20 protein-coding genes are annotated in these 22361 nt (G+C 31.3%); 19 read left to right on the top strand and 1 reads right to left on the bottom strand.

The window, feature by feature from the left end; all coding sequences use genetic code 11:
- Positions 1–25 precede the first annotated feature (25 nt).
- Positions 26–1816, bottom strand: coding sequence for a flavin reductase (locus tag B5E79_RS10490; protein ID WP_087243321.1), 1791 nt, complete (start codon positions 1814–1816; stop codon positions 26–28).
- 225 nt (positions 1817–2041) lie between these two features.
- On the opposite strand from B5E79_RS10490, the gene ppk1 reads away from it, so the two are divergent.
- From ppk1 to B5E79_RS10395, 19 genes are all read left to right on the top strand, one after another.
- A complete protein-coding gene (gene ppk1, locus B5E79_RS10485; RefSeq protein ID WP_087297991.1) occupies positions 2042–4096 on the top strand; it encodes a polyphosphate kinase 1 in 2055 nt (684 codons plus the stop codon).
- A gap of 4 nt (positions 4097–4100) precedes the next feature.
- Positions 4101–5186: a 6-phosphofructokinase gene (locus B5E79_RS10480; protein ID WP_087297990.1), complete on the top strand. Its 1086-nt coding sequence runs from the start codon at positions 4101–4103 to the stop codon at positions 5184–5186.
- Between the two features lie 126 nt (positions 5187–5312).
- The gene (locus B5E79_RS10475; protein WP_087297989.1) at positions 5313–5789 is read left to right on the top strand and encodes a pyridoxamine 5'-phosphate oxidase family protein; all 477 of its coding nucleotides are present in this window, start codon (positions 5313–5315) and stop codon (positions 5787–5789) included.
- A 141-nt stretch (positions 5790–5930) separates the two neighbouring features.
- Positions 5931–6512: a TVP38/TMEM64 family protein gene (locus tag B5E79_RS10470; RefSeq protein ID WP_087297988.1), complete on the top strand. Its 582-nt coding sequence runs from the start codon at positions 5931–5933 to the stop codon at positions 6510–6512.
- Between the two features lie 438 nt (positions 6513–6950).
- Positions 6951–8309 (top strand): MBOAT family O-acyltransferase, encoded by a 1359-nt coding sequence (locus B5E79_RS10465; protein WP_158095494.1) that lies wholly within the window; start codon positions 6951–6953, stop codon positions 8307–8309.
- A gap of 11 nt (positions 8310–8320) precedes the next feature.
- Positions 8321–9442, top strand: a complete 1122-nt coding sequence (locus B5E79_RS10460; RefSeq protein ID WP_087297986.1) for a hypothetical protein — start codon at positions 8321–8323, stop codon at positions 9440–9442.
- A gap of 1 nt (position 9443) precedes the next feature.
- A complete protein-coding gene (locus B5E79_RS10455) occupies positions 9444–10952 on the top strand; it encodes an amino acid adenylation domain-containing protein (protein ID WP_087297985.1) in 1509 nt (502 codons plus the stop codon).
- Entirely contained in the window at positions 10945–12126 is a 1182-nt protein-coding gene (locus tag B5E79_RS10450; RefSeq protein WP_087297984.1) for a diaminopimelate decarboxylase family protein, read from the top strand. The genes B5E79_RS10455 and B5E79_RS10450 overlap by 8 nt, the downstream gene beginning before the upstream one ends.
- Positions 12127–12130: 4 nt before the next feature.
- On the top strand, positions 12131–12358 hold the full coding sequence (locus tag B5E79_RS10445) for a phosphopantetheine-binding protein (protein ID WP_087297983.1): 228 nt from the start codon (positions 12131–12133) through the stop codon (positions 12356–12358).
- Positions 12351–12779, top strand: coding sequence for a DUF5301 domain-containing protein (locus tag B5E79_RS10440; protein WP_087297982.1), 429 nt, complete (start codon positions 12351–12353; stop codon positions 12777–12779). Before B5E79_RS10445 ends, B5E79_RS10440 begins: the two co-directional genes overlap by 8 nt.
- 122 nt (positions 12780–12901) lie before the next feature.
- Positions 12902–13660, top strand: coding sequence for a MurR/RpiR family transcriptional regulator (locus tag B5E79_RS10435; RefSeq protein ID WP_087297981.1), 759 nt, complete (start codon positions 12902–12904; stop codon positions 13658–13660).
- 9 nt (positions 13661–13669) lie between these two features.
- Positions 13670–14686: a CapA family protein gene (locus B5E79_RS10430; protein ID WP_087297998.1), complete on the top strand. Its 1017-nt coding sequence runs from the start codon at positions 13670–13672 to the stop codon at positions 14684–14686.
- A gap of 213 nt (positions 14687–14899) precedes the next feature.
- Positions 14900–15850 carry an Abi family protein gene (locus B5E79_RS10425; protein WP_087297980.1) on the top strand — a complete coding sequence of 317 codons (951 nt, stop codon included), beginning with the start codon at positions 14900–14902 and terminating at the stop codon, positions 15848–15850.
- A 132-nt stretch (positions 15851–15982) separates the two neighbouring features.
- Positions 15983–17395, top strand: a complete 1413-nt coding sequence (locus tag B5E79_RS10420) for an ROK family protein (protein ID WP_087297979.1) — start codon at positions 15983–15985, stop codon at positions 17393–17395.
- 62 nt (positions 17396–17457) lie between these two features.
- On the top strand, positions 17458–18408 hold the full coding sequence (gene fmt, locus B5E79_RS10415) for a methionyl-tRNA formyltransferase (protein ID WP_087243306.1): 951 nt from the start codon (positions 17458–17460) through the stop codon (positions 18406–18408).
- Positions 18409–18659: 251 nt separating this feature from the next.
- Entirely contained in the window at positions 18660–19157 is a 498-nt protein-coding gene (locus tag B5E79_RS10410) for a GyrI-like domain-containing protein (RefSeq protein ID WP_087297978.1), read from the top strand.
- A 118-nt stretch (positions 19158–19275) separates the two neighbouring features.
- A complete protein-coding gene (locus B5E79_RS10405) occupies positions 19276–19917 on the top strand; it encodes a helix-turn-helix domain-containing protein (RefSeq protein ID WP_087297977.1) in 642 nt (213 codons plus the stop codon).
- A 3-nt stretch (positions 19918–19920) separates the two neighbouring features.
- Complete coding sequence (locus B5E79_RS10400; protein ID WP_087297976.1) at positions 19921–21222, top strand: pyrimidine-nucleoside phosphorylase; 1302 nt, start codon at positions 19921–19923, stop codon at positions 21220–21222.
- A gap of 73 nt (positions 21223–21295) precedes the next feature.
- On the top strand, positions 21296–22138 hold the full coding sequence (locus tag B5E79_RS10395; protein ID WP_087297975.1) for a Cof-type HAD-IIB family hydrolase: 843 nt from the start codon (positions 21296–21298) through the stop codon (positions 22136–22138).
- Positions 22139–22361: the final 223 nt, after the last annotated feature.

Below are 22361 nucleotides of genomic sequence, written 5' to 3'. Positions count from 1 at the left end.
GTATAAATCATTCGTTTTGAATTTTTTATTGAATTGGTTCAAAATCAATAGCACCATGTTTACATAATGGACAGATGTAGTCTTCTGGAAGAACATCTCCTTCATAAATGTAACCACAGATTTTACATACAAATCCTTTTTTGCCTTCTGTTTGAGGTTTTGGTTTGACATGATTTTGATAATATGTATAAGTCATTGTATCTAAATCAGAAATGACGCGCGCTTCTGTTACTTTACATATAAACATACCATGTGTCTGTAAGTCTACATATTCTTCAACTTCAAGTGACATAAAAGCATTAATATAACGAGGTAAGAAAGCTAAACCGTTATCAGCATATAATGGTTCAAAACCATCGAATTTATTAACTGTACGACCACTTTGGAAACCAAATCTTTCAAAAATACTAAATGGAGCATCAACAGATAAACAGTTGACATTCATTTTTCCCGTTTGTTTAATGACATGATGTGAATAATTTTGTTTATTAATATTCACCGCAACACGATTTGGATTATCACTGACTTGTGTGACAGTATTAACAATTAATCCGTTATCTTGTTTACCATCATGACTTGTCACAACATAAAGTCCATAACCAATTTTAAATAAAGCACTCATATCATGTTTATTTGCTTTATCATTAGATTTGGCGATATAGTCACGACATAATTCATCCGCTAATTGGTCAATGGCTTCTTGACTTTCACTATTTAATGCTGATTTAACAGTGACATGATTTTCAGCCCAAGTTATGTTCTTACAGTTTTCTAACATGCCTTTCATGACTTTACAAGCCATTGGAGCCCATGATCCATTTTCTATTAATGCGATTGTACGATTTTGGAAATTTCTTTCCGTTAAATGATGAATAAATTCTTTCATGAATGGGAAAACATCTGCATTATAAGTCACTGAAGCTAAAACAAGCTTACCATATCGAAAAGCATCACTTACACATAAAGCCATATCATCACGTGCTAAATCATGCACAACAACCTTTGGACATCCTTTTTCTGTTAATTTTGATGCCAATAAATCAACTGCTTTTTGAGTATGTCCATAAATAGAATTATAAGCAATCATAACACCATCTGTTTCCACACTATAAGATGACCATGTCTGATAAAGATTCAAATAGTGTGATAGATTGTCTTTTAAAACAGGTCCATGTAATGGACAGATCATTTGAATATCTAAAGTTGCAGCTTTTTTAAGCACTGCCTGGACTTGTGCACCATATTTTCCAACAATACCAATGTAGTAACGACGTGCTTCATCATCCCAGTCTTCTTTAACATCATTAGCTCCAAATTTTCCAAATCCATCTGCTGAAAATAAAATCTTATCCTTTTGATCATAAGTCATCATTACTTCAGGCCAATGCACCATTGGCGCAAATACAAATGATAATGTATGTTGACCTAAACATAATTCTTCACCATTTTTCACAACTAATCTTTGATAGTTTTCATCTAAAGCGAAGAACTGTTCTATCATCATAAATGTTTTAGCATTCCCCACTAATGTTGTGTTAGGGTAAACTTTCATAAAGTTTAAGATATTAGCAGAATGGTCAGGTTCCATATGTTGAATAATTAAATAATCAGGCTGACGCCCTTGTAAAACTTCATCAATATTATCTAGCCATTCATGTGTAAAATGAATATCTACAGTATCCATTATCGCAATCTTTTCATCTAAAATCACATAAGAATTATAAGCCATACCATTTGGGACAACGTATTGTCCTTCAAATAAATCAATATGATGGTCATTAACACCTACATATCTGATATCTTTTGTTATTTCCATACTTTGAACTCCTTTCAATGTCTCTATTCATTATAGTCATATCCTAGTGAAAAATCAATGTCGATGCGTAAAACAAAAAATGTTTATTTTCATGATAAAAAAGTGTAAAATAAAAATATAAAATCAATGTAAAGAAAACCTAAAGTTTTTGTAAATAAGATAAATAAGCTTGATTATATGAATAAGACATATTATTTTTTTATTGACATATATAAGGAGGAAATTATGAGAGGTTGTAGAGAAAATAGAGAATTATCATGGTTAAAATTCAACGACCGTGTTTTAATGCAGGCAAAGGATAAAAAAGTACCTTTAGGGGAACAGTTAAACTTTGTATCGATCTTTCAATCCAATATGGATGAATTTTTTATGGTGCGCATTGGAACATTATATGATCAAATGTTATTTTACCCATCTTCTAAAGATAATAAAACACAAATGACAGGGGAAGAACAATTAAAAGCCTGTTTAACAAGAGTTGGTTTTTTAAATCGTAAAAAAGATCGTATCTATACACGTATTATGGATGATTTAAAAGAATATGGTTGGGGTATTGTCAAATATCATCAATTAAAGAATAAAGAAGATCGTAAATATTTTGAAAACTATTTTGATTCAGAAATCTTACCTTTGATTTCACCGCAGGTTGTATCTAAAAGACAGCCATTTCCTTTTTTAAATAACAAGGAATTATATATTATTGTTCAGTTAGAATCTAAAAAAGGAAAACGTAAAATGGGGATTGTCTCTTGTGGTAACGCTATTGATGAAAGAATGTTGGCAGTCCCAAGTATGCAAGGTCAGTTTATTTTAGTAGAAGATATTATTTTACATTTTGTATCTAAAGTCTTTAGTAAATATACGATTAAAAATAAAGGTTTTATTCGTGTGACAAGAAGTGCAGATATTGATGAAGATGATCATTCTTTGGAAGGACATGATGATTATCGTGAAATGATGGAAACTTTGATTAAACAACGTCGTAAATTATGTCCAATTCGTTTGGAAATTTCAGAAGGATTGGAAGATTTGGAGATTATGATGTTGATGAACTTCTTGAATTTAAAGAAAAATCAGGTCTTTTTATCACAGGCTCCTTTAGATTTAGGTTTTATTGGGACATTAAGAGATCATTTACGTATGTTACATCCACAGTTATTTTATAAGAAATTAGAGCCAAGAAATAGTCCAATGGTTGAAAATGCTGTGCCAATGATTAAACAGATTAGTAAAAAAGATATTTTACTTGCGTATCCTTTTGAATCCATGTCACCATTTTTAAGACTATTAGATGAAGCCAGCCGTGATCCACATGTTGCAAGTATCAAGATGACATTGTATCGTGTCGCTAAAAATTCTAAGATTGTTAAATCTTTGATTAGAGCAGCTGATAATGGAAAAGAAGTTGTTGTTTTGGTGGAATTAAGAGCGCGTTTTGATGAAGAAAATAATATTGACTGGTCAAAACGTCTAGAAGCGGCTGGATGTCGTGTGATCTATGGATTGGATGGTTATAAAGTTCATTCTAAACTTTGTTTAATTACTTATAAAAATAGTCAAGGTGTTCAATATGTTTCACAGATTGGAACAGGAAACTATAATGAAAATACCGCTAAACTTTATACAGATTTATCTTTAATGACACATCATCATGAATTAGGTGAAGAAATTAATGATGTCTTTAATCATTTAAGTTTAGGGGAAACCATGTCACATACAGAGCATTTGATGGTGGCACCACACTGTATGTTGTCAAAAATCTGTGAATATATTGATGAACAAATTGCATTAGCTAAAGAAGGTAAAGAAGCTTATGTTGGATTTAAATGTAATTCTGTGACATCAAAAACAATGATTAATAAGTTAATTGAAGCCAGTCAGGCGGGTGTTAAGATTGATATGATTGTCAGAGGAATTTGTTGTATTATTCCTCATGTAGAAGGTTATACTGATAATATCCGTGTGATTTCTATTGTAGGACGTTATCTGGAACATTCACGTATTTATATTTTTGGAACTGGCGAAGACAAAAAAGTTTATATTTCTTCAGCTGATTTAATGACAAGAAATCTAGAAAGACGTGTTGAAGTTGCGACACCTATTTTCGATAAAAAGATTCAAAATATCATTTGTTCAATGTTTAATACTATGTTGAATGATAATGTGAAAGCTTGTGAATTATTGGGAGATGGAAGTTATAAACGTATTAAAAATAAACAGACTGCAATGAATAGTCAGGAATACTTTTTTAAAAAAGGAATTGATGTAAAGGAGTCATGATATTGTGAGAGTGGGTATTTTAACAAGTGGTGGTGATTGTCAGGCTTTAAATGCGACAATGAGAGGACTGGCTAAAACACTTTATCAACAGAAAAAAGATATTGAAATTATTGGTTTTTTAGATGGGTATAAAGGTCTTATGTATGAAAACTATCGTATTATGAAACCTGAAGATTTTGAAGATATATTGAATCTTGGTGGTACCATTTTAGGGACTTCAAGATGTCCATTTAAAAAAATGCGTGTGATTGAAAATGGTTTTGATAAAGTGGCTGCTATGAAAAAAACATATCAAAAATTAAAATTAGACTGTTTAGCCATTCTTGGTGGTAATGGATCATTAAAAACTGCCAATCTGTTATCACAGGAAGGGTTGAATGTTATTGGGTTGCCTAAAACCATTGATAATGATACATGGGGAACAGATTATACATTTGGTTTTCAGTCAGCTATTGATATCGCAACAAGATATTTAGATGAAATTCAAACAACTGCTGCCAGCCATAGCCGTGTGTTTGTTGTGGAAATCATGGGACATAAAGTTGGACATATCTGCTTATCAGCTGGGATTGCCGCTGGTGCTGATATTATCCTATTGCCTGAAATTCCTTATGATATCGAAGTTGTTGCGGGAGAGATTGAAAAGAAAGTGAAAGCAGGAAAAAAACATATTGTGATTGCCTGTGCAGAAGGGGCTATTTCTAAAGAAGAATCACTGCTTTCAAAGAAACATTATAAATTGAAAGTCGCAACGCGAGAAGGACATTCTGTTGTTTATGAAATCGCCAATAAGTTATCACATTATATTGATAAAGAGATACGTGTATCTTGTGCCGGACATGCTCAACGCGGTGGACAGCCTTGTGCATATGATCGAGAAATATCAACATTATTTGGTATTGAAGGTGCTAAACTGATTATGAATAAGGATTTTGGAAAACTGGTTGTTTTTGTCAATCATCGTCTTGATGCTATTCCATTAGAAGAAACTGCTGGAAAATTAAAATATGTTGATGTACAAGGTGATACTGTCAAAAATGCTAAACTGATGGGAATTTCTTTTGGTGATGAGATGACTTTGTCAAAGTGAAGATCATTAAGAATCAGACTTATTTAACAGGTCTGATTTTTTTGTTAATGTTTTTAACATTTTACTATTGATAGAGAATTGTTTTATAATAGAGTAAAGGAATAATGAAAGAGGAAGGATTTTGTTATGTTTAGAAACATGAGAAGAGTGAAAAATGAGATTTCTGTAGAAGAAGCTAAAGAGTTATTAAAAAAGAATAGAAGAGCAGCATTATCAGTTCATGGAGATGATGGTTATCCATATACAATTCCTATTAATTTTTATTATGATGAAGATGAAAATAAAATTTATTTTCATAGTGCAAAAGCTGGACATAAGATTGATGCAATAAAAAACAATGATAAAATCTGTTTGACAACATGGGATGATGGTTATCTGGTAGAGGGAGATTGGGCTTTTTATGTATCCTCTTGTGTTGTCTTTGGGCGTGCCAAATTGATTGAAGATCGTCAAGTCACAGAAGATAAAGCGAGAATATTAGCTTTAAAATATTTCCCAACAGTAGAAGAAGTGGAATATGTCATTAAAAAGAGTATTGATCGTGTTCAACTGGTTGCTATTGAAATTGAACATATTTCAGGTAAGAAGATTCATGAAAAATAAAGGGTGTGTCTAAATCATGATCGACTTTGATTTATTTTAATTAGAAAAATAAGTCAAAATACAAAATATTTAGAAAATATTAAGAATTTGTACATTATTTTATTCTTTTTTTGGGGTTATACTTTTATTGAGGTGGAAAGTATGACTTTAAAATCAACGAAATGGTTAACAGTAGCAGGAACTGTTGCATTATGTCTATTTCTTGTTTATTTGGGACAATCCCATTATTTGTCTCATCCAGAAAGTCTACAGTTATATTTAAAAAGAACAGGGGTTATCGCACCTGTTATATTCATACTTATTCAAATTGTACAGGTCATTATTCCAATTATCCCTGGTGGTGTCAGTAGTGGGATAGGTGTTATTGTATTTGGAGCTGTTGAAGGCTTTCTATATAATTATGTAGGATTGCTTATTGGTTCTTATATTGTTTTTCGATTAGTGAAAAAATATGGCCAAAATTTTATATTGAAAGTCACTGATCAAAAAACATATGATAAATATATTGGATGGCTTGATAAAGGTCAAAAATTTGAAATCTTTTTTTCTTTAGCAATTTTGCTGCCCGGTTTTCCAGATGATTTATTATGTATGATTGCTGGTCTTACCAGTATGTCAACAAGAAAATTTATGATAATTAATATTCTTTGTAAACCAATAGGATTGTTTTTCTATTCTTATGGAATAAAAGAGCTGTTAGGCATTTTAGGACAGTTCTTTTAAATGTTGAGCTTTGCCGTACAGGTTAATACATATAAAAATGATTTGATTAAAGTGATGTTATATTGATATATCAAAAGAAGCCAATTGTTATGATTGACTTCTTTTTTTGAAATGAAACTTTTATAAAGTACACAAGAAATACACAAAATTTCCATAGTAATTTCATAACAATTTTATATGATGAATTTTGTAAAAAAGAAGTGAAAAATAAGATTGATAAGGAATGATTTTATGGCTTTTAATACATTGGTTTTTTTATTGTTTTTTTTATTTGTTTTAGTAGGAAGCTTCCTTGTTCCCGCAAAGTGGAAGTGGATTTTTCTGCTGCTTTCCAGTTACTTTTTTTATTGTTATGCAAGTGTGAAGTTCTTGATATTTATTTTGTTGACGACACTGAGTTCTTATATGGCCACTCTGTATATGGGCAAGCAATATCAGATGGAAAGGAGTCAAACATCAACAAAAGAATATAAAAAGAAATGTCATTTGAAAAGAAAAAGAGTACTGATTCTCACATTAGTATTGAATTTTGGAATCTTATTATTTTTAAAATATTTTAATTTCTTTTCAGAAAATATGAATCATTTATTAGAAACATTGTCTTTGGGAAGTCAGATACCAACACTTCATCTGATCCTACCATTGGGAATTTCTTTCTATACATTTCAGACCATGTCTTATGTTATTGATGTTTATTGGGGGAAAATTGAACCAGAACGCAATCTGGCAAAAGTGGCTTTATTTGTGTCTTTCTTTCCACAAATTCTTCAGGGACCTATTGGTAGATTTAAAGATCTGGCTCCCCAACTTTATGCACCCCAAAAGGCAAGTTATCGTGATTTGAAATTTGGCTTACAGTTAATGTTATGGGGTTATTTTAAGAAAATGATTATTGCTGATAGAGCTGCAGTCATAGCTGATTTTGTCTTTGAAAATTATATGAATGTCTCAGGTATGGGCGTTGCTTTAGGAGTCTTTATGTATGCTATTCAGGATTATACTGATTTTTCAGGCTGTATAGATATTGCACGTGGATGTGCACAGACAATGGGAATGACTATGGCAGAAAATTTTCGTCGTCCTTATTTCTCAAAGACTGTTTCAGAATTTTGGAGAAGATGGCATATGTCATTGGGAAGTTGGATGAAAGATTATGTTTTTTATCCATTCTCATTGACTCCCGGGGTTAGACAAATAGGAAAATTCGCAAAGAAGCGTTTTGGTAAACACATTGGTCGAACTTTACCTATCGCTTTAGGAAATTTACTAGTCTTCTTTTTGGTGGGTGTATGGCATGGAGCACAATGGAATTATATTATCTGGGGAATCTTTTATGGATTCTTAATAGCAATCAGTGGACTGATGAAACCAGTTTGGAATTATTTGAATCAAAAGCTACATATATCTGTTCAATCTCGTAGCTTTCAGCTCTTTCAGATATTGCGTACCTTTTGGATAACTTGTGTAGGATGTATTATTTTTAGAGCAGTGACACTTACAGATGTATGGCGTGTTTTTCTCAAATGTTTTCATTTCTATGAATTTCCATTAGATATTAAAAAAGAGCTTGTTTCATTTGGATTGAATGGTAAAAATTATGTTGTTTTGTTGATAGGGTTGATTGTTTTATTGATTGTAGATATTCTTCAGGAGAAAAAGAGTGTTCGTGAACGTATTGAAAAAAGGTCTATCTGGATACGTTGGGGACTTTATCTTGTTGCATTTCTCATTATTTTATTGTTTGGCATGTATGGTCCAGGATATGATCAAACACAATTTGTATATATGCAGTTTTAAGGAGGAAGTATATGACAAAATTTCAGAAATTCAAAATCTTTATTATGACAATCCTCATTGCAGGTCTGGTCTGTGGGATGAATTTTGTAATGTGTCGTCAGGCATATAGTTCTGATGCTGTACGTGTCAAAAACTTCTATAAGCTAGAAAACAATAGTCTTGATATGGTCATGATAGGAGCCAGTACAACATTTACGAATTATTCTGCTCCTCTAGCATTTAAAGAGTTTGGGTATACGAGTTATTCTCTTGGAACAAATGGTGCTCCTATGGGACTTGCAAAATCAATGCTGATTGAAGTTTTAAAGACTCAAAATCCTAAAGTGATTATTATTGATATTAATGGCATATTATATGATGATAAGTTTGAAAGCAAGGAAGGATCTTTGAGAGCATGGATTGATAATATGCCTTATTCTCAAAATAAGATAAAGACAATTCAAGAGCTGGTTCCTGAAGATGAACGGTTGTCTTACTATGTTCCATTTTTAAAATATCATTCTAATTGGGCAAAATTCAAAGATAATGTCAATGCCAGTATAGATGAATTAACGCATCATGATGATATTCATTTATCTTCAATGGGTATTCAAGGAACAGCTCAAATTACACCACAAAAATCTCCTATTCCTATTAAAACACATACGCAAGAAAGACCCATGTATCGTTTGTCAGGACTGCATCTCAAAGAGTTATTAGACTATTGTCAAAATCATGGTTTAAAAAATATTTTATTTACCAATATGCCACGTTATTATTCAAAAAAAATGATACCAGAACGTGAACGTAATAACGCTGCAAAAGCTTTGATACATCAATATGGTTATGAGTATATAGATATGGATGATTATGTTGATGAGATTGGCTTAAATCCACAGACAGATTTTTATAATCAGAATCATTTGAATATTTATGGTCAAAAGAAACTAACGATGTATTTAGGAAAACGATTGAATGAAAAGTATCATTTATCAGATACTCAACATGATGAGAAGATAATTCAACGTTATCAACAGGAAGTGACAGCTTATGAAAAAATATATAAATGGGTAGATGAGCAGATTCGTTTAGGAAAGAAGAGAAGATATAACTATAAAGAAGTTAAAGAAATTATAGAGAAACAGGAGATATAAAATGTATAATGTTTTAGATTATTTAAAAGAGAGTGCCAGAAAATATCCTGATAAGGTTGCTTTTGCAGATATAGATCAATCAATAACATATGAAGAGCTATACAGAAAAGCACAGGAGATTGGTAGTGCATTAGCTTCAAAGATTTCAATAGGGCAGCCAGTTCCTATTTTTATGGAAAAGAGTGTAGATACGATTTGTCTGTTTTTTGGTGTCGTTTATGCTGGTGGATTTTATGTTTTGCTGGATATGAAACAACCCCAAACAAGATTAAATCATATTATGAAGACGTTAGATTCAAAAATGATAGTGACATCTCAAAAATATATAGAGGCACTCAAAAAGAAACAAATGGAAAGTGATGTTATCTTATTAGAAGATTTATATGGACATGTTAATCTAAAAAAGTTAGATAGTATTGCGAGTCAGCATACGGATACAATGCCGTTATATACAATTTTTACATCAGGTTCTACCGGTATTCCTAAAGGTGTATGTGTTGCACATCGTAGTGTGATTGATTTTATCGAAACATTTACCAAAACATTTCATATTAATGAAAATGATGTTATTGGGAATCAGGCTCCCTGGGACTTTGATGTCTCCGTCAAAGATATTTATTCAACAATCAAAACGGGAGCAACTATGCAAATTATACCAAGGCAATATTTTTCAATACCAACTCAATTGTTAGATTTTTTATGTGAAAGAGAAGTCACAACAATTATTTGGGCTGTATCAGCTGTTTGCATTATTTCAACTTTGAAAGGGTTTGAATATAAAGTACCTCATAAGATATCTAAAGTGATGTTTAGTGGTGAAGTCATGCCAATGAAACAGCTTCGTATCTGGCAGTCTTATTTACCAGATACAATGTATGTTAATTTATATGGGCCAACAGAAATCACATGTAATTGTGCTTATCATATAATAAGTCAAATGGATCAGGATGATGTCATTCCTATTGGAAAAGCATTTCAAAATGAAAAAGTCTTTCTTTTGGATGAACACAATCAGGAAGTGATAATACCAGATGTCTTGGGTGAAATCTGTGTCAGTGGAACTGCCGTCAGTCTAGGATACTACAACAATCCACAACAGACACACCAGGCTTTTTGTCAAAATCCTCTGAATCCTTATTATCGAGAAATCATTTATCGTACTGGTGATTTAGGTTATTACAACAAACAAGGTGAATTATGTTTTGCCTCACGTAAAGATTTTCAGATTAAACATATGGGACATAGAATTGAGCTGGGTGAAATTGAAAAGGCCATGCAACATGTTGAAACGATTCAAAGAGCTTGTTGCCTTTATGAAAATCATAAAATCATTGCTTTCTATGATGGTGATATTGAACGTCGTGAATTGACACGTGTTTTAAAAAAAGAATTACCTGCCTTTATGATTCCTAATATTTTTTATAAGGTTCAAGGGTTCCCTCTCACAAAAAATGGAAAGATAGACAGACAGAAATTAAAATCAATGATGAAGGAGGATTGCAATGTTTAAACCACAGTATCAGGATGTTATCACAGATTTAGCAACACCAGCATATGTATTTGACATAGATGTTTTACAAGAAAGAATAGAGTTTATTCAAGGCATATTAGGAAAGAATATACAGTTATGTTATGCTATGAAAGCTAATCCCTTTGTGATTAAAAGTATTGAGGGGATCATTGATTGTTATGAAGTCTGTTCTCATGGTGAATTTGAAATTTGTAAAAGGGCAGGCATACCTATGGAAAAAGTCGTCTTATCGGGTGTATATAAAAACGCTGATGATATTTTAAAGGTTATGAAGACATATCGTGATTGTCTTGTTTATACAAGTGAATCTGTACATCAGTTTACTATGATACATGAAATAGCTAAAAAACTAGATTGTCAGGTACCAGTATTACTGAGAATAACAACAGGGAATCAGTTTGGTATGTCAGAAAAAGAGATATGTCATCTCATTGAGTCTCGCCAACAATATCCTCATGTTGAAATTGTTGGAATTCAACATTTTTCTGGAACTCAAAGAAAAAAATTAAAGTTATATGAACAAGAACTCAAATATGTTGATACACTTTTACAGCGATTAGAAAAAGAGTATGGATATGTTGCAAAAAAATTGGAGTTTGGACCGGGCTTCTATGTGGAATATTTTCATGGAAGTCAGGTCTATGATGAAGTCGAACTTCTCCAAGGTTTTAAAGAACTTTTAGAGGGACTTCATTTTCAAGGGCAGATTATTTTGGAATTAGGAAGATTTATTGCAGCTAATTGTGGACAATATTATACCGAGATTGTTGATTATAAAGTCAATCAGGTTCCCTATTGCATTGTTGATGGTGGGATGCATCAGATAACATATTATGGTCAGATGATGGCTATGAAAATTCCACATTATCGTCAAATCAAAAAAGAAAAGGGAAATGGTCAAATTATTCAATGTCATGTGTCCGGGTCTTTGTGTACAATCAATGATAATCTGGTTAAGGCTTTACCTTTAGAGAATCCACAGATTGGAGATATTTTAGAATTTCAACGAGTAGGTGCATATGCAATGTGTGAAGGTATATCGCTCTTTTTAAGCCGTGATTTACCAAGTATTTATCTTTATTCAAAACAGAATGGATTATGTTTACAACGTAGTCGTTTTGAAACAAATATATTAAATTACAAAGGAGAATAAGAAAATGGAAAAATTATTAGAATTATTAGAAGAAATTGATGGTGATATTGATTTTAGAGAATGTCAGACACTGATTGATGATGGTGAATTGGATTCATTTGCAATATTAGAAATTGTAGCTGAAATCAATGATACGTTTGATGTTCAGATTGGAGCTTCAGATATCGTTCCAGAAAACTTTAATTCAGCAGAAGCTATGTGGAAAATGATACAAAGATTAAAAGATGAATAGAAAACATGTACATATTTATAAAAAAAGAATGAAAGCAACAGCAATTATAATGCTTATTATTGGCATTTTATATGGAATGTATATATCTAGAACCACTTATCAGATTGAGGTTCCTCAACTAAAAAAAATAAAAAGTATCGTTTTAATTCAAAAAAAGACCATTCAGGAATTGACCGATCAAGATGCAATAGCTGATATTGCTACTCTCTTGAAAGGGAAAAAAACTCAACAAGAGAGTATTAATAATACTCCTTTCAATGCTAGTCAAAAGATTAGACTTGAGTTTCATTCAAAATATGGTGGCATAACCTTTATCTATCTTTATAAGAAAGATAATCAATATTATATAGAGGAACCTTACAATGGTATTTATCAGATGAGTGAGGATGAATATAACAGTATTACTCGTTATCTTAGATAAGAGTAGTGTGTATGTTAGAGGCATGAGTGCCTCTTTTTGTATGGATTGATTTATTTTATAGTGGGAGAAATATTAGTTTTCATTCTTGTTTTGTTGTATAATAGAAAAAAGGGGTGGAAAGGATGGAAATATTAATATCACGTATTTTAAAATATTTAAATGGCTGCTTAAATGATGATCATATGTATCGTATTGGTAGCTTTGTGGTTAAACATTATAATGAAATCTGTCAATATGATTTAGAACAATTTATCAAATCATCAAAGTGTTCTAAAGAAGAAGTGCAAGACTTTTTTTATCATCTTGGATTTCATTCTTATGAAGAGTTTCATCAACAGCTTATCATTGATAAACAAATTCGTTTGGACCAGATCAACGCCAGAATGTTACATACTTCTGTAGATAAGTTTTTATCACATTTAAACATTAAATTTTCTAAAGAAGAGTTTTTACATACAATTGATCAGATTTGTGATTTGATTTTTCATGCAAAAAGAGTTGTCATTGTGGGAGCACTATATCCAAGCAGTATTGCGGTTGATTTTCAGACCGATTTGATTACATTGGGAAAAGAAGTAATCGAATATCATCATTTTGATAAAAGTTTTACATTTTCTGAAGACGATGTTGTTATTTTTATAACAGCTACTGGACGTACAATGGAACAAAATGCGAAAAAAATGGTCAATCAGCATCTATGTGATGCTTATGTTGTTTTAGTGACACAAAATACAAAATATATTCAGTTTGAAAATGTCTGCCCTGATTACGTTGTTCATGTTTTAGGAACATTTGATGGTTTGGAATTTAGCTATCAGACAATGATGATTTTAGATTTATTAAGAATCAGATATTATCAAAAATTTTATGAGGAAGAATAAGTGAGAGTTATGAAAAAAAGAGTACAGTATTTTTTGGCATTGACAACTATTTTAATGATGACAGCTTGTCAAAGTCAACAACAGACATCACAAGTTGATGAAGAAAAGCAAGTAGAGACTCAAGAACCAGAAGTGAAGAAGACAGAAATAACTTTATCATTTGTTGGTGATATCACTTTAGGAAATTATATTGGACAGGGTTATGAAGGATCTTTTGATCAGGAATATGAAAAACAGAATCAAGATAGTGCTTATTATCTCAAGAATGTTAAAGATGTTTTTGAAAAAGATGATTTAACGATTGCCAATCTAGAAGGTCCACTCACAACAAGCCCAGATTATGCTGAGAAAACTTTTGTTTTTCAGGGGAAACCTGAATATGTTGATATATTGGCTGATGGTGATATTGAGGCTGTGACATTAGCTAATAATCATTCTAAAGATCATTTTGAACAAGGTATGACAGATACTAAGGCAATTTTGGATGAAAAAGGAATCAGGCATTTTGGCTATGATGAAAGTTGTATGATTGATGTGAAAGGAATTCAAGTGGGATTTTTAGGTTATGCTTTTCCATATGAACTCACTGCTGAAATGAAAAAAGCAATAAGTGATTTAAAAGTTCAATGTGATATTGTGGTTGTTTATTATCATTGGGGTATTGAACGTGATAAGGCGCCAATGGAATCACAACGCAGTTTAGCTAAACAGACAATTGATGCTGGAGCGGATTTAATTATTGGTTCTCATCCTCATGTCTTACAGGGAATTGAAACATATAAGAGTAAGAAGATTGTTTATAGTTTAGGGAATTTTTGTTTTGGTGGGAATAAAAATCCTAGTGATAAAGATACAATGATTTATCAGCATACATTCTCATTTGAAAATAATGAATTGGTTCAAGAAGAACATGAAGTGATTCCATGTATGATATCATCTGTATCATCACGTAATAATTATCAGCCAACAATTGTAGAGGGTGACGATGCCAGTCGTGTTTTAGAAAAAGTGAATGAAATCAAATAGCATGAATTCATGCTGCTTTAGGCTGTTGATAAAGTATATATGGTCAACAGCTTTTATGATATGATGTTTAAAATATATAAATTGAGTAAATTGAAAAAGTCAATTCTATGTTTTGTAAAGGTATAGGATTTCATTTTTATTGAAGAATGATATAATTCTTTCACTTACATTATCTGATGAAACAATGCTAAAATAACTTGGAGGTGAATAATCATGCGCACAAAGTGTTCAGTTTCACAACAAATTATAAATCTAAAGAGTAAAAATATTAAGTTTAATATTATCAATGAGCAATCTGCTATACAATATTTGACACACCATACATATTACTTTAAGTTAAAATCTTTCGCTAAATCTTTTGAATACAATGAAGTAAAAAATGTATATATTAACTTAGATTTTGCATATTTAGTGGAATTATCAAAACTTGATATGTATTTAAGGGAATATATTATCAAACTATCTTTAGATACAGAGCATTTTTTAAAAGTAAAATTAATTAATGATTTAACTCACAATGATAAAGAAGATGGATATCATATTATTGACAAACTTTTTATAAAATATCCATATATTAAACAAAATATAAATCATAAGAAGAATGATTCTGCATGTGCTGATTTGATTCATAAATACCAAAATAATTGGGCTATATGGAACATTGTAGAAGTCCTTTCATTTGGTGATTTTATTAAACTTTTTGAATTATATTACGAACTTTATCCAGAAAATAAGTCTAGAACAATAAATCATTTGTTATGGCCTTTAAAATTTATTAGAAATGCATCAGCTCATAATAATTGCTTATTAAACACTTTAAGAAAACCCTATACTCACACACATTTATACAATAACACAAAAAATATAATTGAACCAAGCAAAGAATTAGTGCTTTTATTAACAAAAATACCAAACATCAGTAAAAATTCTAGACGAAAAAAAATTATGAATCCAGTAATCCATGATTTTATAGCAACTTTATTTTTATTTAATGAAGTTTGTACGAGTTCTGTCTTAAAAGAAAAACAATTTAACAGATTAAAAGATTTAATTCATGTCAGATTTATTAAACATAGGGATTATTTTATTAAAGACAATATACTCGTATCTCATTATGCATTTGTAAAAAAAATAGTTGATTATTTATACGAAAAATGCATATAATAAGTAGAAGGACAAAAACGAAAGTTTTATGTAGAACAATGCCAGCATTGTTCTGCTTTTTTATTTAAGGGTTTTATTCGATAATGGTGAATGATACAATATGATTAACAAATATCAAAGTGAGGAAAATATATGGATACGGAAAAAAAGAAATTGGATTTTGATTTTCAATCATGGATTAAAGAGCAACATAATGATGAATATCAGATTGTAGAAGATAATGAATCTTTAATCAGATTAGTTACGGATTATGGAGAGGCTTCTATTCGTTTTACTGTTATTGAACAAAGCACAATTGTAGAGTTCTCTATTGTTTCTAAAAAAGATGATTCAGTGAAATTCTATCTTCATTTTGAGTTGAATGATGAAAATCATGCAAAACAATTATTTGATGAAATGGTAGAAACATTAGTTGGTTTAAAAAATGAAAAAACTTTACAAGTTCTTTTATCATGCTCATCTGGTTTGACAACGTCTATGTTTGCAGAGAACTTAAATAGTGTGGCAGGAATGTTAGGGTTGGATTATCATTTTGATGCTGTTTCTTATTTAAGTATTTATGAAGAAGTTGAAAAATATGATGTGGTTTTGATTGCACCACAGATTGGTTATATGTTGAATCGTTTAAAAGAAAGTTTAACAGATAAATTAGTCCTTCAGATTCCCACAACTGTTTTTGCTTCATATGATGCGCCAGGGGCTTTAAGATTTCTACAAAATGAACTTGAAGAGTATTATACTAACAAAACACAGGAAGCGCAAAAACATCATACGCATTGTATAGAATATGAAAATCGTATTTTATCTATTGTGATTTCTAATAATAAGGCACAAACAAGAATTTATTATCGTTTGAGTGATCATTGTGAAATTATTGATCATAATATGATTATCAAACCTTCTTTAAATGTTTATGATCTTTATGATATTATTGATACTGTTTTATTAAAACATCAATATGTAGATATGATTGGTATTGCAACACCAGGAATTGTTAAAGATGATCAACAGTTAAGAAATTCACCTGATGAAAAAATTCTGGATATAAAAAATGAATTTGAAAAGAAATATGGAATTAAAGTTTTAGTATGTAATAATGCCAATGCTGCAGTTGTGGGATTTTCTTTGGAACATCCTGAATATCAAAATATTATCTTTCACTCACAACCATTTGGTTTTGGTGTAGGAGGACAAGGTATTATTTCTCATGGTCAGATTGTGACAGGAAGAAATGGGGTTGCTGGAGAAGTTCGTTATTTTATTCATCGTATGCAATTTTCTGATGAATGTGCAAAACTGGCATGGACGCAAGAAGGTGTATTAGAGCTTGTGACAAAATCATTATTACCTTCAATATGTATTATGGGACCTGAAGCAATTGCCGTGTACTCGCCTATGACAAATGATATGAATGAAGTCAGAAATAAACTCTTATCATTTATTCCTGAAGATTATATGCCAGAGCTTTATTCAATTAAAGAAATGAGTCCATATATGCTAGATGGTCTTACAAAACTATGTGTCAATGATTTAAAAAAGAATTAAAAAGATTGTATAAAATGGAAAAATAGCCTAATATTATAAGATAGTGAAAGTGAGTGAATGAAATGAGAGAAAGAATTGTATTTATGGGAACAGCATCATTTTCGTTGGCTGTTTTGAAAATGCTGATAGAAGAGGGTTACAATATTGTTGGTGTTGTCACTCAGCCTGATCGTTATGTAGGGAGAAAAAAAGTTTTGACAATGCCAGATGTAAAAGTAGAAGCTTTAAAATATGATATTCCTGTTATTCAACCTGCACGTATTAAAGAAGATTACCAGGCAGTTGCAGATTTAAAACCTGATTTGATTATTACAGCAGCGTATGGTCAGATTGTACCACAGGCTGTTTTGGATATTCCTCGTTTAGGATGTATTAATGTTCATGCATCATTGTTACCATTATATCGTGGGGGTGCACCAGTACATCAGGCTATTATTGATGGACAAGAGAAAACAGGTGTCACAATTATGTATATGGTCAAAAAAATGGATGCTGGAGATATGATTGCCCAAAAAGAAACACCTATCTTAGAAGAAGATACAGTAGGTATTTTATATGATCGTTTAAGTGATTTAGGTGCCAAATTATTAAAAGAAACATTACCAGATATTTTAAAGGGAATAAATCAACGTATACCTCAAGATGAAAATCTAGTGACTTATGCGCCCACTCTTTCTAGAGAAGATGAACGTCTTGACTGGAATATGTCTGCTCGACAAGTTTATAATAAAGTTCGTGGAACAAATCCATGGCCAGGAAGTTATACAACTTATCAGGGAAAGACTGTTAAAATCTGGGCAGGACAAGTTCATCAATGTGAAAATGCGATGAAACATCATGCTCATCAGGACAATGGAACAATTGTCAAGATTTTTAAAGATGCTATTGGAGTTAAAGTGAATGATGGCGTTTATCTGATTACAGAATTACAATTAGAAGGTAAAAAAAGAATGTCTGTTAAAGATTATTTGAATGGACATTGCATTTTTGAAGTCGATACAAAGTTTGAATAAAACTTTGTATTTTCTTTATAAAGAGCTTGTATATTAATAAGAATCATAAAAAGGAAATGGAGATTATTTTGATTTAAAATATATCCATATGTAGATTTTTCATAGCTGTGTGATTCAATAGTAGAAAACTTTTTAAATCAATAGTGAACTTTCTATTTTTTATTCCATTTTTATGATATTCTATTTTTAAGAGAAGTTATTGCATAAGAAGGTAACAATGTTTTAATAATGATCATTCAAGGAGCTAACATATGGATTATAAAATCATTCAAAAAGAAGCATTTCGTTTTGTAGGAGTCAGTAAACGTGTATCACTTCAATTTGAAGGTGTGAATAATGAAATTGTACAATTAGCAAGTCAAATAACAGAGGAACAAAAAAGAGAGTTGCATCAACTACAAAATATGGAACCATATGAAATTGTGAATGTATCTTATGATTCTGATACTGATTTTCTGGAAGAAAAAGGACAACTGACACATATGATTGGTGTCTTAACGACATGCGTTGATATCAGTGATCAATTTGATCAACTTTCAGTTCCTCCACTTACATGGGCAGTATTTCCAAATGAAGGACCATTCCCATCAACTTTACAAGACACAATGGCAAGCATTTATGCTAAGTGGCTTCCAACTTCTGATTATGAACTGGCATATTCGTTATCATTTTCTTTTACAAAAATGGATGAACATCAAGATCATTATGCCTACAGTGAGGTTTGGATTCCTGTTCAATTGAAAAAATAAGAAAATAGAAAAGTTTAAGCAGTTTATTGGAATGATGAACTGCTTTTTTATATGATTCTACTTTTACGTGGTGTCCTTTTTATCTGTTTTCGTTATAATAAAGGCAGGAGGAATCATTATGGATCAAAAGAAAATAGGATTATTCATAGCAACTTGTCGTAAGAAAAAAGGATTGACTCAAAAACAATTGGCAGAAAAACTTTCTGTTACAGATAAATCCGTATCTAAATGGGAAAGGGGCATTCATCTTCCTGATGCTTCGCTTTATATCCCTTTATGTGAAATATTAGGAATAACTATAAGTGAATTTTTCTTAGGAGAATATGAAACAGAACATCATGAAGTTGTTCCACAAGTTTTAAAAGAAGATTATCATAAGATGCAACGCAATGAAAGATGGAATATGGTTTTATTTATCGTATCAATGCTTAGTGTATTTTGGATATCTTTTACGTGGCACTGGGATTTAGGATGGTTAATGTTGGAAGAACATTTGGCTCCATTTGCGAATATGTATTATTTGTCATATGGATATTGGTTGGCTTATTATCTTATATTTAGAAGAAAAAAGTTTGGATATGTTTTGATGTGGATCATTTATTTGATTTTAGTAAGTGGTATTATAGCAAACTGGGGATATGCTTTTGATGTTATGTTAAATCATATTAATTTTTGGATAAATAGTGCATTCACAATCTGGGGAGTGTATAATGGAGATATAAGATTTCGTAATCTTTTAAAAAAGAAAAGTGAGGAATAAAATATGCGAATGGTTGATTTGATTGAAAAGAAAAAAGATGGATTCAAACATACTCCAGAAGAGATTCACTTTATTGTAGCAGGTTATACAAAAGGTGATATACCTGATTATCAGATGAGTGCATGGTTGATGGCCGTTTGTTTTCAAGGCTTAGATAAAGAAGAAACAGCTATTTTAACCAAAGAAATGATGCATAGTGGTGATGTCATTGATTTAAGTCGTATTCAAGGAATCAAAGTTGATAAACATAGCACTGGCGGTGTTGGTGATAAAACATCTTTGGTTTTAGGACCGATTGTGGCAGCCTGTGGAGTACCAGTAGCTAAAATGAGTGGAAGAGGATTAGGACATACTGGTGGAACATTGGATAAATTAGAATCTATACCGGGACTTCATATTATGATTGATGAAGAAGATTTTGTGAAGCAGGTTAATGATTGTGGATTGGCGATTATTGGACAGAGTGGGCATTTGGATCCTGCCGATAAAAAAATGTATGCCTTACGTGATGTTACCGCAACTGTTTCCTGTATTCCATTAATTGCATCTTCTATTATGTCAAAAAAACTGGCAGCCGGGAGTGATGCCATATTGTTAGATGTCAAATATGGTGATGGTGCCTTTATGAATACCATTGAAGAAGCAAAAGAATTGGCACGTACAATGATTGAAATTGGTGATTCGCTAGGCAAAGATACCAGAGCAACCATTTCTAATATGAGTCAGCCGTTAGGTTATGCTATTGGAAATAGTCTGGAAGTCAAAGAAGCTATTGATACTTTAAATGGTCATGGGCCAGAAGATTTATTAGAGCTTTGTTTACAGGCCGGAAGTCATATGTTAATTCAGGCTCAAAAAACTGATTCTCTCATTACTGCAAGAAAAATGCTTGAAGATGCTATTGAAAGTAAAAAAGCACTTCGTACATTATGTGCTATGGTCAAAGCTCAAGGTGGCGATGATGCCTTTATCAGACATCCAGAAATGTTTCCTAAAGCAAAAGAAGTGATTCCTGTTTATAGTCAACAAACAGGATATGTCAAAGATTTAAAAGCAAAGCCTTTAGGAATAGTGAGTATGAAACTAGGTGGAGGACGTGAAAAAACAGATGATGACATTGATTATAGTGTCGGTCTCGTTCTTCATAAAAAAATAGGAGATTTTGTGAAAAAAGGTGAAGTGTTAGTTGAAGTTCATACAAATACAGGTTTGAGTCAGGAGCTTGAAACTGAGATTTTCAATGCTTATGATTTTTCTGATGAATTTGTTGGAAAGCCACAACTCATTGATGAAGTTTTGTCATAATTATTTTCAAAAAGTGATATTTTTATATGGGATGTTGAAAAATGATGTATAATAATATGCGGTGGTGAAAATAATGGGAAAATTTTTATTTTTTGATATTGATGGGACATTAGTAGGAAAATCTAAAATGGTAACAGAGAAAACAAAGTTGGCCATTCAAAATGCAAGACAAAATGGACATCGTGCTTTTCTTTGTACAGGGCGTGCTCCAACGTCTATTGTAGGGGATATTCGAAATATTGAATTTGACGGTGCTATTTGTAGTGCTGGAGGATTTGTCATTGTGGATGGAGAATATATTTTTGAAAACTTTATGAATCAATATATTCTATCTGAAGTCATGACACTATTCATCAATAACCATATTCTGTTTACATTAGAAACAAAAAAAGCTTTATATCAGACACCAGGTGTGAATGAATTTTTTGATCAGAAACATCAAAAAGATTGTGAAAACAATCTTGAATTAATGCGCTTTTTTCAACTCAGACGTATGGGTGAAAATCGTTTGCCAATTAAAGACTTTAATATTTTAACGACAGGTGTCACAAAAGTGTGCTTTATTGCTCCAAATAAACAAAGTTTTTATGACTGTGTACCATTTTTAGAAGAATTCTTTAATATTGTGACTTTTTCAAAAGAAGAAGATGATTTTATCAATGGTGAAATTATTTTAAAGCATTGTACAAAAGCAGATGGTATTTTAAAAGTGGTTAATCATTTTCATGGTCAAATGAAAGATACTGTTGGTTTTGGTGATAGTATGAATGATTATCAGATGCTTCAAGAAGTCGAAACAGGTGTTGTTTATGAAGGAGCATCAGATAATTTAAAAGCGTTAGGAAAATATTTCTTTACTGATCCAGATCAAGATGGTATTTATAAGGTTATGAAAGAAATGGATTTAATAGGATAATACAATATCAGGCTTGAATGGAATCAAGCCTTTTTCAATGAAAAAATTTGTCATTCTTTTCTTTAAAAGAAGCTTTTTGATGATAAAAATGATTTATTTCATAGAAAATCTAACCCTAGATAAATGTTGGTAACTATATTTAAAATATATTGATTATATGGTCTTAAATGAAAATTCATTTGTAAAGTCACTATATCTTAGCTCACACATGGAGTTCATGATC

It is taken from the genome of Massilimicrobiota sp. An134 (genome assembly GCF_002160815.1).
GTDB classification, from domain to species: Bacteria; Bacillota_I; Bacilli_A; order Erysipelotrichales; family Coprobacillaceae; genus Allocoprobacillus; species Allocoprobacillus merdigallinarum.
This window is presented reverse-complemented; position numbering and strand designations above follow the sequence as displayed.